The sequence below is a fragment of the Polaromonas sp. genome (assembly GCF_041689105.1).
Taxonomy (GTDB): domain Bacteria; phylum Pseudomonadota; class Gammaproteobacteria; order Burkholderiales; family Burkholderiaceae_C; genus Polaromonas.
This window is the reverse complement of record NZ_JBDNGU010000067.1, coordinates 44,207-56,631: the sequence shown is the minus strand read 5'-3', so window position 1 is coordinate 56,631 and position 12,425 is coordinate 44,207. Positions and strand designations below refer to the sequence as shown.

At 60.5% G+C, this 12,425-nt stretch carries 14 protein-coding genes and 1 tRNA gene; all 15 read left to right on the top strand.

What is annotated here, in order from left to right:
- The first annotated feature begins 32 nt into the window (after positions 1–32).
- The 15 genes from ACESMT_RS05805 (at position 33) to nuoK (ending at position 12,395) form a co-directional block, all read left to right on the top strand.
- Complete coding sequence (locus ACESMT_RS05805; protein ID WP_372825629.1) at positions 33–1,019, top strand: NAD(P)H-quinone oxidoreductase; 987 nt, start codon at positions 33–35, stop codon at positions 1,017–1,019.
- An 11-nt stretch (positions 1,020–1,030) separates the two neighbouring features.
- Positions 1,031–1,789 carry a triose-phosphate isomerase gene (gene tpiA, locus ACESMT_RS05800; RefSeq protein WP_372825628.1) on the top strand — a complete coding sequence of 253 codons (759 nt, stop codon included), beginning with the start codon at positions 1,031–1,033 and terminating at the stop codon, positions 1,787–1,789.
- A gap of 33 nt (positions 1,790–1,822) precedes the next feature.
- Positions 1,823–2,239: a preprotein translocase subunit SecG gene (secG, locus tag ACESMT_RS05795; RefSeq protein WP_372825627.1), complete on the top strand. Its 417-nt coding sequence runs from the start codon at positions 1,823–1,825 to the stop codon at positions 2,237–2,239.
- A 115-nt stretch (positions 2,240–2,354) separates the two neighbouring features.
- Positions 2,355–2,439, top strand: a tRNA-Leu gene (locus tag ACESMT_RS05790).
- A 95-nt stretch (positions 2,440–2,534) separates the two neighbouring features.
- Positions 2,535–2,894: an NADH-quinone oxidoreductase subunit A gene (locus tag ACESMT_RS05785; RefSeq protein WP_372825626.1), complete on the top strand. Its 360-nt coding sequence runs from the start codon at positions 2,535–2,537 to the stop codon at positions 2,892–2,894.
- Between the two features lie 57 nt (positions 2,895–2,951).
- Positions 2,952–3,431 carry an NADH-quinone oxidoreductase subunit B family protein gene (locus ACESMT_RS05780; protein WP_332776398.1) on the top strand — a complete coding sequence of 160 codons (480 nt, stop codon included), beginning with the start codon at positions 2,952–2,954 and terminating at the stop codon, positions 3,429–3,431.
- On the top strand, positions 3,431–4,042 hold the full coding sequence (locus ACESMT_RS05775; RefSeq protein WP_372825625.1) for an NADH-quinone oxidoreductase subunit C: 612 nt from the start codon (positions 3,431–3,433) through the stop codon (positions 4,040–4,042). The genes ACESMT_RS05780 and ACESMT_RS05775 overlap by 1 nt, the downstream gene beginning before the upstream one ends.
- Before the next feature lie 100 nt (positions 4,043–4,142).
- Positions 4,143–5,396 (top strand): NADH-quinone oxidoreductase subunit D, encoded by a 1,254-nt coding sequence (locus ACESMT_RS05770; RefSeq protein ID WP_372825624.1) that lies wholly within the window; start codon positions 4,143–4,145, stop codon positions 5,394–5,396.
- Positions 5,397–5,413: 17 nt separating this feature from the next.
- Positions 5,414–5,941, top strand: a complete 528-nt coding sequence (gene nuoE, locus ACESMT_RS05765; protein WP_372825623.1) for an NADH-quinone oxidoreductase subunit NuoE — start codon at positions 5,414–5,416, stop codon at positions 5,939–5,941.
- Positions 5,938–7,362, top strand: coding sequence for an NADH-quinone oxidoreductase subunit NuoF (gene nuoF, locus ACESMT_RS05760; protein ID WP_372825622.1), 1,425 nt, complete (start codon positions 5,938–5,940; stop codon positions 7,360–7,362). The genes nuoE and nuoF overlap by 4 nt, the downstream gene beginning before the upstream one ends.
- A gap of 18 nt (positions 7,363–7,380) precedes the next feature.
- Positions 7,381–9,522 (top strand): NADH-quinone oxidoreductase subunit NuoG, encoded by a 2,142-nt coding sequence (gene nuoG / locus ACESMT_RS05755; protein ID WP_372825621.1) that lies wholly within the window; start codon positions 7,381–7,383, stop codon positions 9,520–9,522.
- A complete protein-coding gene (nuoH, locus tag ACESMT_RS05750) occupies positions 9,519–10,592 on the top strand; it encodes an NADH-quinone oxidoreductase subunit NuoH (protein WP_372825620.1) in 1,074 nt (357 codons plus the stop codon). The genes nuoG and nuoH overlap by 4 nt, the downstream gene beginning before the upstream one ends.
- A gap of 314 nt (positions 10,593–10,906) precedes the next feature.
- Complete coding sequence (gene nuoI, locus ACESMT_RS05745; RefSeq protein WP_372825619.1) at positions 10,907–11,401, top strand: NADH-quinone oxidoreductase subunit NuoI; 495 nt, start codon at positions 10,907–10,909, stop codon at positions 11,399–11,401.
- 41 nt (positions 11,402–11,442) lie between these two features.
- The gene (locus ACESMT_RS05740; RefSeq protein WP_372825618.1) at positions 11,443–12,090 is read left to right on the top strand and encodes an NADH-quinone oxidoreductase subunit J; all 648 of its coding nucleotides are present in this window, start codon (positions 11,443–11,445) and stop codon (positions 12,088–12,090) included.
- On the top strand, positions 12,087–12,395 hold the full coding sequence (nuoK, locus tag ACESMT_RS05735; RefSeq protein WP_372825617.1) for an NADH-quinone oxidoreductase subunit NuoK: 309 nt from the start codon (positions 12,087–12,089) through the stop codon (positions 12,393–12,395). The genes ACESMT_RS05740 and nuoK overlap by 4 nt, the downstream gene beginning before the upstream one ends.
- The last annotated feature ends 30 nt before the right edge of the window (positions 12,396–12,425 follow it).

The window sequence follows — 12,425 nt, the reverse complement described above, 5'->3', positions numbered from 1 at the left end:
GAGGGCTGGAGCTACAAATGACTGGAAATTCCATGAAAGCAGTTGAAATAACCTCCTATGGCGCGCCCGACGTTCTGTGTCTCGGCGAACGCCCCGACCCGGTGCCGGGCGCCGGCGAGTTGCTGATTCGCGTGAGTGCCAGCGGCGTGAACCGGCCAGACGTGTTGCAGCGTACCGGCAACTACCCGGTTCCGCCGGGTGCATCGGACATTCCAGGGCTGGAAGTCGCGGGTGTGGTTGTCAGCGGCGATGACCAGGCCATGGCGCAGGCCGGCCTGAAGGTCGGTGACCGTGTCTGTGCCCTGGTGGCGGGCGGCGGTTATGCCGAGCTGTGTGTTGCGCCAGTGGGGCAGTGCCTGCCGGTGCCGCAGGGGCTCAGCGACACCGAGGCGGCCTCGCTGCCCGAGACCTTCTTCACCGTCTGGAGCAATGTGTTTGACCGCGCGCGTCTGCAAAAGGGCGAAACCCTGCTGATCCAGGGTGGCTCCAGCGGCATTGGCGTGACGGCCATCCAGATCGCCAAAGCCATGGGCGCGACGGTGATTGTGACGGCCGGAAGCGACGAGAAGTGCGCCGCGTGCCTCAAACTCGGAGCCGACCACGCGATCAACTACAAAACCGCTGATTTCGCCGAAGAAGCCAAAAAGCTGACCGGGGGAAAAGGCGTGAATGTGATTCTGGACATGGTGGCAGGCAGTTATGTCGCCAGCGAGATCGGCTGCCTGGCCGAGGACGGTCGCCTGGTGTTTATCGCGGTGCAGGGCGGGACCAAAGCCGAGTTCAATGCCGGTCTGGTGCTGCGCAAGCGCCTGACGATCACCGGTTCGACCCTTCGTCCACGCCCGCTCGAGTTCAAGGTTGCAATTGCCGCTGCGCTTAAAGATAAGGTTTGGCCACTGCTGGCCAGGGGTGAGATCAAGCCGGTCATCCACAGCACCTTTGCTGCGGCCGATGCCGCCAAAGCCCATGTGCTGATGGAGTCCAACCAGCACATCGGCAAAATCGTCTTGATCTGGTAGATGGGGGCACCATGAAAAAACTGATCGCAGGAAACTGGAAGATGAATGGCAACCTGGCTGCCAATGAGGCCTTGCTGCGCGACATCGCCGCAGGCCTGCCGGCGCAGCCGGCGTGTGCCGTGGCCGTGTGTGTTCCGGCACCTTATATGGCTCAGTTCAAGGCCATGGTTGCCGCCGTGCCCGTCTTGTCGGGGATTGACCTCGGCGCGCAGGACGTCTCCAGCCAGCAGTCAGGTGCGTTCACTGGCGAGGTCAGTGCGGCCATGCTCAAGGAGTTTGGCTGCCGCTATGCCATCGTGGGTCACTCCGAGCGGCGTCATTACCACGGGGAAACGGATGCCGTGGTGGCCGACAAGGCCAAGGCCGCGCTGGCGGCAGGCATCACGCCGATTGTCTGCGTCGGTGAAACGCTGGCCGAACGCGAAGCAGGGCAGACTGGCGAGGTGGTCAAACGCCAGCTGGCGGCAGTGATCCACACCAATGGCCACTGCATCAGCGAAATCGTGCTTGCCTACGAGCCTGTCTGGGCTATTGGCACCGGCAAAACAGCCACGCCGGAAGAGGCGCAGGCGGTACATGCCGTGCTGCGGACGCAGCTCAAGGCTGCGACCGACCAGGTCGCGCGCGTGAAAATTTTGTACGGCGGCAGCATGAATGCGTCCAATGCGGCGTCGCTGCTGGCGCAGGCTGATATTGATGGTGGCCTGATTGGCGGCGCTTCGCTCAAGGCCCCGGATTTTTTGAAGATTATTGCTGCAGCTAACGCCTGATGGGCATAGGTTGCTATTAAATTAGGAATAAATATGAACGCGATGTTAACTGCTCTTCTGGCGACCCAGATGATTACTGCCCTCGTCATGATTGGCCTGATTCTGGTGCAGCACGGCAAAGGCGCTGACATGGGCGCTGCATTTGGCAGCGGTGGCTCGGGGAGCCTGTTTGGCGCCAGCGGCAGTGCCAACTTCCTGTCGCGCACCACCGCCGTGCTGGCTGCGGTGTTTTTTGCCTGCACCCTGGCGCTGGCCTATTTTGGCAACCCGCGTCCGCAGACCGGCACCAGTGTGCTGGAAGGTTCTGCGTTGACGGCGCCAGTACCGGCACCAGCCGCATCGGGCGCTGCGCAGATTCCGGGAACTTCAGCGCCATTACCCGCGGCCCCCGACCTTGCTGTGCCGCCTTCGCCGACCAAACCTGACGCAGGTCAAATTCCGACAAAATAGCGCGATTAAACAAGCCGCTTCCCTCAGGGAGCGGCGCAATTTCAGGGTAAACTCTGAGACTGCCCGGAAAGCCAAAACCGCAAGGTTCCTCATGCCATCCGGGCAGTTAAAAACCGCGGACGTGGTGAAATTGGTAGACACGCTATCTTGAGGGGGTAGTGGCGAAAGCTGTGCGAGTTCGAGTCTCGCCGTCCGCACCATTTACAGGCAATGATCACTCCTGCGCAGGCGAGGCTGATCACCTTGAACTGCAAACTGGCACAAGGTAAAGCAGCTTCCAGAAGTTGAATTGACGATGAACCTCGACCAATACCTTCCCGTCCTGTTGTTTGTTCTGGTCGGCGTTGTTGTCGGCGTTGTGCCCCAGGTGCTTGGACGGCTGCTGGGGCCACACAGGCCGGACAGCGAAAAAAATTCCCCCTATGAGTGCGGCTTCGAAGCGTTCGAAGATGCTCGCATGAAATTCGATGTACGGTATTACCTCGTCGCCATCCTCTTCATTCTTTTCGACCTCGAAATTGCCTTCCTGTTTCCCTGGGCGGTGGCGCTCAAGGAAATCGGTGCGGTCGGTTTCTGGTCCATGATGATTTTCCTGGGCATTTTGGTCGTGGGGTTTGTCTACGAGTGGAAAAAGGGCGCGCTGGACTGGGAATAGCATATAGGGATAACCACGATTCAGCGGCAGCAGGGCTGCCGCCACAAAGGTACGGGCATGTCACTTGAAGGTGTTTTTAACGAGGGATTCATGACCACGAGTTACGACTCGGTGGTCAATTGGGCCAAAACCGGATCGCTCTGGCCAATGACCTTTGGTCTGGCTTGCTGCGCTGTGGAGATGATGCACGCCGGCGCGGCACGTTACGACCTGGACCGTTTCGGCATGCTGTTTCGCCCCAGCCCGCGCCAGTCCGACCTGATGATCGTGGCCGGCACGCTGTGCAACAAGATGGGCCCGGCCCTGCGCAAGGTGTATGACCAGATGTCCGAGCCGCGTTGGGTGCTCTCCATGGGCTCCTGCGCCAACGGCGGCGGCTACTACCACTACAGTTATTCGGTGGTGCGCGGCTGCGACCGCATTGTGCCGGTTGATGTCTATGTGCCGGGCTGCCCGCCCACGGCCGAAGCGCTGATCTACGGCATCATCCAGTTACAGCAGAAAATCCGCCGTACCAACACCATTGCGAGGGCTTGATGGGCCCCTTGCATCCCGCTTCTGCTGAGCAGATCGCAGACACGCTCACCGCTGCTCTGGGCGAAAAAGCCAAACGTGTGACCGTTGCATTCGGCGAGGTCACCGTGGTGGTGGCTGCGCCCGACTACCTCGCTGCTGCGCTGGTCCTGCGCGATACCCAGGGCTGCCAGTTCGAGCAGCTGGTTGACCTGTGCGGCATCGACTATTCTGAATACGCCGACGGCCGCTACGACGGACGGCGCTTTTGCGTCGCTACGCATTTGTTGTCTATCAGCCTGAACCAGCGCGTGCGGCTCAAAGTGTTTTGCGATGACGACGACTTTCCGGTGGTGGCCTCACTCAATGAGGTGTGGAACTCGGCCAACTGGTTTGAGCGCGAAGCCTTCGACCTGTTCGGCATCATTTTCGAAGGCCACAACGACCTGCGCCGCATCCTGACCGACTACGGTTTTATCGGCCACCCTTTCCGCAAGGATTTTCCGACCACCGGCCACGTGGAAATGCGCTACGACCCTGAACAAAAACGTGTGATTTATCAGCCGGTGACGATCGAGCCCCGCGAAATTACGCCGCGTGTGATCCGCGAAGACAACTACGGAGGGCTGCAATAGGCCATTTGTCGTTGCGGGCCTGACCCGCATCCACGGCGGCGGGAACGCCAATATGGATGCCGGATCAAGTCCGGCATGACAAGCCAAAGCAGAACTAAACATGGCTGAAATCAAAAACTACACACTGAACTTCGGGCCGCAGCACCCGGCCGCGCACGGTGTGCTGCGTCTGGTGCTGGAGCTTGACGGCGAAGTGATCCAGCGCGCCGACCCGCACATTGGTCTGCTGCACCGCGCGACCGAGAAACTCGCCGAGAGCAAGACCTACATCCAGTCGCTGCCCTACATGGACCGCCTCGACTACGTGTCGATGATGTCCAACGAACATGCCTACTGCCTGGCCATTGAAAAACTCATCGGCGTAGACGTGCCGGTGCGCGCGCAGTACATCCGTGTGATGTTTTCCGAAATCACGCGCCTGCTGAACCACCTGCTGTGGCTGGGCGCGCATGGTTTCGACTGTGGCGCGATGAACATCCTGATTTACTGTTTCCGCGAGCGCGAGGCGCTGTTCGACATGTACGAGGCCGTTTCCGGCGCCCGCATGCACGCGGCCTACTTTCGTCCGGGCGGCGTCTACCGCGATCTGCCCGAGACCATGTCCCAGTACAGGGTCAGCAAGATCAAGAACGCCAAGGCCATTGAAGCCCTCAATGAAAACCGCCAGGGCTCCTTGCTGGACTTCATCGATGACTTCACGGCCAAGTTCCCCAAGCTGGTCGACGAATACGAGACCCTGCTCACCGACAACCGGATCTGGAAGCAGCGCACCGTCGGTGTCGGCGTTGTTTCGCCGGAACGCGCGCTCAACCTTGGTTTTACCGGCCCTATGCTCAGGGGTTCAGGCTTCGCATGGGATTTGCGCAAGCAGCAGCCTTATGACGTGTATGCCCAGATGGATTTCGACGTGCCAGTCGGAAAAACCGGCGACTGCTACGACCGCTACCTGGTGCGTATTGAAGAGATGCGCCAATCCAACCGCATCATCAAGCAGTGCATTGACTGGCTGCGTGTGAATCCCGGCCCGGTCATCACCAGCAACCACAAGGTGGCTGCGCCCGACCGCGAATCGATGAAGTCCAACATGGAAGAGCTGATCCATCACTTCAAGCTCTTCACCGAAGGTTTCCACGTGCCCGAAGGCGAGGCTTATGCTGCGGTGGAGCACCCCAAGGGCGAGTTCGGCATCTACATCGTCAGCGACGGCGCCAACAAGCCTTATCGCCTGAAAATCCGCCCGCCTGGTTTCCCGCACCTGGCAGCCATGGACGAAATGTCACGCGGGCACATGATTGCCGACGCGGTAGCCGTCATCGGCACGATGGATATCGTGTTTGGTGAAATTGATCGCTAAACCTGATGATTTCCACCATGATTTCTGAACCTACCCCAACGCGTACCCCCGTGCTTTCAGCGCAGGCGCTGGCGCGTTTCGCGCGCGAAGTTGCCAAGTACCCGGCCGACCAGAAGCAGTCTGCCGTGATGGCCTGCCTGACCATCGTGCAGGAAGAGCAGGGCTTTGTCAGCGCGGACAGCGAAAAGCTGGTGGCCGACTACCTGGGCATGGCGCCGATCGCCGTGCACGAGGTCACCACCTTTTACAACATGTACAACCAGCGGCCGGTGGGCACTTACAAGCTCAATGTCTGCACCAACCTGCCGTGCCAGTTGCGGGATGGCGCCAGGGCACTCAAACACCTGGAGCACAGGCTGGGCATCACCATGGGCGGGACCACCGCAGACGGTTTGTTCACGCTGCAGCAGTCCGAGTGCCTGGGTGCCTGCGCCGACTCTCCTGTGGTCCTGGTCAACGACCTCACGATGTGCAGCTTCATGAGCAACGAGAAGCTGGACCAGCTGGTCGATGGCCTCACCTCAGCCGCAGCGAAACAACCATGACGCTTTCCAGCAATCCAAACAATGCCGCAGCGCAAAACGTGCTGTCGGAATTCGCCGCCACCGGCGTGCAGACCTGCTTTCACGGCAGGCACATCAATCCGCAAATCCTGGCGGACCTCGATGGCAGAAACTGGCGCCTGAAGGACTATGAGGCGCGTGGCGGCTACCAGGCGCTTCGCAAGATCCTTGGCAAGGACGGCAATCAATCGGAAGGCGACGCCAGCGTCGCGGGCATGACCCCGGACCAGGTGATCGCCGAGGTCAAGGCCGGCAGCCTGCGTGGCCGTGGCGGCGCCGGTTTTCCGACGGGTCTGAAGTGGAGTTTCATGCCACGCCAGTTCCCGGGCCAGAAGTACCTGGTCTGTAATTCGGACGAGGGCGAGCCAGGTACATGCAAAGACCGCGACATCATGCAGTACAACCCGCACAGCGTGATCGAAGGCATGGCGATTGCTGCCTATGCGATGGGCATCAGCGTGGGCTACAACTACATCCACGGTGAAATTTTTGCGACCTATCAGCGTTTTGAAGAGGCGCTGGACGAAGCCCGCGCCGCCGGCTTGCTGGGCGACAAAATCCTGGGTAGCGCCTTCAGCTTCCAGCTGCATGCTTCGCATGGTTTCGGCGCCTACATCTGTGGCGAAGAAACCGCCTTGCTTGAGTCGCTGGAGGGCAAAAAAGGCCAGCCACGCTTCAAGCCGCCATTCCCCGCCAGCTTTGGCCTGTACGGCAAGCCGACCACCATCAACAATACCGAAACCTTTGCGGCGGTCCCCTGGATCATCCGCAATGGCGGGCAGGCCTACCTCGAATGCGGCAAGCCCAACAACGGCGGCACCAAGATTTACTCGGTGTCGGGCGACGTTGAGTTGCCTGGCAACTATGAGGTGCCGATGGGTACGCCGTTTGCAAAACTGCTCGAACTCGCCGGTGGCGTGCGCAAGGGTCATACGCTCAAGGCGGTGATTCCCGGCGGCTCCTCGGCGCCGGTGCTGCCTGCCTCCATCATGATGGAATGCACCATGGACTACGACTCCATCGCCAAGGCCGGCTCCATGCTCGGCTCGGGGGCCGTGATTGTCATGGACGACAGCCGCTGCATGGTCGAGTCGCTCAAGCGCCTGTCCTACTTTTACATGCATGAGTCCTGCGGGCAGTGCACACCCTGCCGCGAGGGCACAGGCTGGCTGTGGCGGGTGGTTGACCGCATCCACAAAGGGCAGGGTCGCCAGAGCGACCTGGACCTGCTCAACTCGGTGGCTGACAACATCCAGGGTCGCACCATCTGCGCGCTGGGCGACGCAGCGGCGATGCCGGTGCGCGCCATGATCAAGCATTTCCGTCATGAGTTTGAGGCCATGATCAAGCCGCAAACGCCTGCGGCCTCCACCGTCCCAGTTCAGGCTTCCCTGCAAGCCTGATCGCGGAAAGAAATACATATGGTTGAAATACAACTCGACGGCCAGAAAGTGGAAGTGCTCGAAGGCAGCACGGTGATGCACGCAGCTGAAAAGGTCGGCACCTACATTCCGCATTTCTGCTATCACAAGAAGCTCAGCATCGCTGCCAATTGCCGCATGTGCCTGGTAGATATTGAGAAGGCGCCCAAGCCGATGCCGGCCTGCGCCACGCCTGTGACGCAGGGCATGGTTGTGCACACCAAGAGCGACAAAGCCATCAAGGCCCAAAAAGGCGTGATGGAGTTTTTGCTGATTAACCACCCGCTCGATTGCCCGATCTGCGACCAGGGCGGCGAGTGCCAGCTGCAAGACCTCGCCGTCGGCTACGGTGGCAGTGGTTCGCGTTACGAAGAAGAAAAGCGCGTGGTCTTCCACAAGGACGTGGGCCCGCTGATCTCGATGGAAGAGATGAGCCGCTGCATCCATTGCACCCGTTGCGTGCGCTTCGGCCAGGAAGTCGCCGGCGTGATGGAGCTTGGGATGTCGCATCGCGGTGAGCACGCCGAGATCGAGACCTTCGTCGGCATGTCGGTGGATTCCGAGCTCTCTGGCAACATGATCGATATCTGCCCGGTGGGCGCGTTGACCAGCAAGCCTTTCCGCTACAGCGCCCGCACCTGGGAGCTCTCGCGCCGCAAATCAGTCAGCCCGCACGACTCGACTGGCGCCAACCTGATTGTCCAGGTCAAGAACAACCAGGTCATGCGTGTCGTGCCTCTGGAAAACGAAGAGGTCAACGAGTGCTGGATTGCCGATCGTGACCGCTTCTCTTACGAAGCCCTGGGCAGCGACGAGCGCCTGACCAGCCCCATGCTCAAGCAGGGTGGCCAGTGGAAAGCGGTCAACTGGCAGACCGCGCTCGAATACGTGGCCAACGGCCTGAAGCAGATCAAGGCCGACCACGGTGCCGACAGCATTGGCGCGCTGGCCAGCCCGCACAGCACGTTGGAAGAGTTGTATCTGGCAGCCTCGCTGATGCGCGGCCTGGGCAGCGACAACATTGACCACCGTTTGCGCCATGCCGAGTTCAAGCCTGCGGGTAGTGTGCGCTGGCTGGGTACCTCGATTGCTTCGCTGTCGAAGCTGCAGCGTGTGTTGGTGGTGGGTTCCAACCTGCGCAAGGACCATCCGCTGTTTGCGCAGCGGATCCGGCAGTCTGTCCGCAAGGGCTGCGCGCTGAGCGCTATTAATTCTGTAGCGGAGCTGGCTTCTGCTGACGCCTGGGCCATGCCCGTTGCCAATGCTTTGCTGGCTGAACCCGGTGTCTGGGCGCAGGCGCTGGCCGATGTAGCTACTGCGATTGCGGCCGACAAGGGTGTGCCTGCACCGGCCTCCGGCCAGGCGACGGACGCCGCAAAGGCCATCGCCAAGTCCCTGCTGGGTGGGGAGCGTAAGGCCATCCTGTTGGGCAATGCCGCTGCGCACCATGCCAACGCCGGCAGCCTGCTCGCGCTGGCCAACTGGATTGCCGGGCAAACTGGCGCCAGTGTGGGTTACCTGACGGAAGCTGCCAACACGGTGGGCGCTCAGCTGGCGGGCGCTCAGCCGGCCGACAAGGGTCTGAACGCCGGGCAGATGCTGGCCGGCAAGCTGAAGGCTGTATTGCTGCTCAACACGGAGCCTGAATTCGATTCAGCGGCGGGCGCCGCGGCCAAGGCGGCGCTCAATGCTGCGCAGATGGTTGTGACCCTGAGTCCGTTCAAGGCCAACATGGCGTTCAGCGACGTGTTGCTGCCGATCGCACCTTTCACCGAGACGTCCGGTACGTTCATCAATGCCGAGGGCCGCGTTCAAGGCTTCCATGCGGTGGTCAAGCCACTGGGCGAAACCCGTCCGGCCTGGAAGGTGCTTCGCGTGCTGGCTAACTTGCTGGATGTACCCGGTTTTGACTTCGAGTCTTCGCAGGATGTGCTCAAGCAGGTGCCAGGCGCAGGCGCTGCACAGGTGCCGGCGGACCGGCTGGGCAATACCACAGAAGCGGGCATTGACCTTTCCACAGTGGGCGTTCGGCCAGCAGTGGCCAGCATTTACCAGCTCGACAGCCTGGTGCGGCGGGCGACATCGCTGCAACTCACTGCCGATGCGCGGCAGGCTGCTGCTCTTGAAGGGGTGGCTGCATGATTGACACCGTTTTTGGCTTTGGCCAGGGGTTGATGGGCGGCATCTGGCCCGGCACCGTCTGGCCCGTGGTGTGGACGCTGATCAAGATCATTTGCGTGTTGCTTCCGCTGATGGGCTGTGTGGCCTACCTGACGCTATGGGAACGCAAGGCCATTGGTTTTACCCAGATCCGCCTGGGGCCGAACCGGGTGGGACCCCTGGGCCTGCTGCAGCCGATTGCCGATGCGCTCAAGCTGCTCACCAAGGAAATCATCATCCCGACGGCTGCCAGCAAAGGCCTGTTTGTGCTCGGCCCCATCATGACCATCATGCCGGCGTTGGCCGCGTGGGCGGTGATTCCTTTTGGGCCGGACGTGGCGCTGGCTAATATCAATGCCGGCCTGTTGTTCCTGATGGCCATCACCTCCCTGGAGGTTTACGGCGTCATCATTGCCGGCTGGGCATCCAACTCCAAATATGCCTTCCTCGGCGCCATGCGTGCTTCGGCGCAAATGGTCAGCTACGAGATCGCGATGGGCTTTTGCCTGGTGGTGGTGCTGATGGTGTCGGCCAGCTTGAACATGACCGACATCGTGATGGGTCAGGCCAAGGGCATGGGCGTGGGTTACGGCATGAATTTCCTGTCATGGAACTGGTTGCCATTGCTGCCGATCTTTGTCGTGTTCTTCATCTCGGGCCTGGCCGAAACCAACCGCCATCCTTTCGACGTGGTCGAGGGTGAATCCGAAATTGTGGCTGGCCACATGGTCGAATACTCCGGCATGGCGTTTGCCATGTTCTTCCTGGCGGAATACGCCAATATGTGGCTGGTTGCGATTCTGGCTGTGATCCTGTTCCTGGGTGGCTGGCTTCCCCCGTTCGAGTTCCTGTCCTTCATTCCCGGCTGGATCTGGCTGGGCGCCAAGACCTTTGTTGTCGTGACCATGTTTCTGTGGGTGCGTGCCACCTTCCCGCGGTTCCGCTACGACCAGATCATGCGCCTGGGCTGGAAGATCTTCATCCCCGTGACCCTGGTCTGGCTGGTGGTCGTCGGGGCCTGGATGCAGACCCCTTACAACATCTGGAAATGAATATGGCCCCCACGCTTTTCACTTCGTGTAATGCGCTGCCCCCCGAGGGGCCGCATTTTTCCTTGGGGCAGCCCGGCGAAAAATTGATGAGCCCCCACGTTCGCTCACTTCGTGTAGCGCTCTGCACCTTGCAGGCCGCCGCTCGCCAGAGGCTTCGCTTCTGGCGCCTGTCCAAGCCTGCTCAAGCAGGGTTGGAGCCGCAGGCACCAGCCCCGAGGGGGCCGCTGCGCCTGCGGCCCGGCAAAGCCGGTTCCGCGCCCCCGGCTGGTTTGAAGAACCTCTGTGCGCGCCTTATTTCTGCAGGAATCTGATTTATGTCCGCCGCCGCCGTCAAAGACTTCCTCTCCAGCTTCATGTTGGCCGAGCTGTTCAAGGGCATGGCCCTGACCGGCAAGTACATGTTCAAGCGCAAGATCACGATCCAGTTTCCTGAAGAAAAAACTCCCTTGAGCCCGCGTTTCCGTGGCCTGCACGCGCTGCGCCGGTACGAAAACGGCGAAGAGCGCTGCATTGCCTGCAAGCTGTGCGAGGCGGTGTGTCCGGCCCTGGCCATCACCATCGAGTCTGACGTGCGCGAAGACGGCAGCCGCCGGACTTCGCGTTACGACATTGACCTGACCAAGTGCATTTTTTGCGGCTTCTGCGAGGAAAGCTGCCCGGTGGACGCCATCGTCGAGACCCATATCTTCGAGTACCACGGCGAAAAACGTGGCGACCTGTATTTCACCAAGGACATGCTGCTGGCCGTCGGTGACCGTTACGAAAAAGAAATCGCCGCTGCCCGTGCCGTCGATGCCAAGTACCGCTGACATGACCCCCTCCTTGTTGGCTCAAGAAAGATTCGCAGAACATGGACGCTAAAACAGGTCTTTTTTATGTCTTCGCCCTGGTGCTGCTGGTTGCAGCCTTCAAGGTGATCACTGCACGCAACCCCGTGCATGCCGCCCTGTACCTGGTGCTCGCATTTTTTCAGGCGGCGGCCATCTGGATCCTGCTGAAAGCCGAGTTCCTGGCGATCGCGCTGGTGCTGGTCTACGTCGGCGCTGTCATGGTGCTTTTCCTGTTTGTCGTGATGATGCTCGATGTCAACATGGACGGTGTTCGCAAGAACTTCTGGAAGCATTTTCCGCTGGCTGCCACTGTCGGGGCCTTGATCGCGCTTGAAATGGCGGCTGTGCTGATAGGCGGGTTCCGTCCCGGCCAGGAACCCAAGCCTGCGGTCGCACTGGCGGGGGAGGCCGCTGCGCAGGTATCCAACACCAAGGAGCTCGGCAAGGTGCTTTATTCAGAGTACCTCTACCCGCTGGAAATCGCCGCGGTGATTTTGCTGGTGGCCATCATTGCTGCCATTGCCTTGACCCTGCGTGAGCGCAAGGACTCCAAAAACATCAACCCGGCCGACCAGATTCGCGTCAAGCCCGGAGACCGGGTCCGCCTGGTCAAGATCCAGCCAACGGTCGCAGCACCCGTGGCCACAGTTACCGAGGACAAAGCATGATGGTCACATTGGGACATTACCTGACCTTGGGCGCCATCCTGTTTGCGCTGTCGGTGATCGGCATTTTCCTGAACCGCAAAAACCTGATCGTGTTGCTGATGGCCATCGAACTGATGCTGCTGGCGGTCAACATGAACTTTGTGGCCTTCTCGTATTACCTCAATGACATGGCCGGCCAGATTTTCGTGTTTTTCATCCTGACCGTGGCCGCTGCCGAATCGGCCATTGGCCTGGCCATCCTCGTGCTGCTGTTCCGCAACAAGTCCAGCATCAACGTGGACGAACTCAACACGCTCAAGGGATGATGATGACGCTCCCCCCCGACGCGGCTTTCA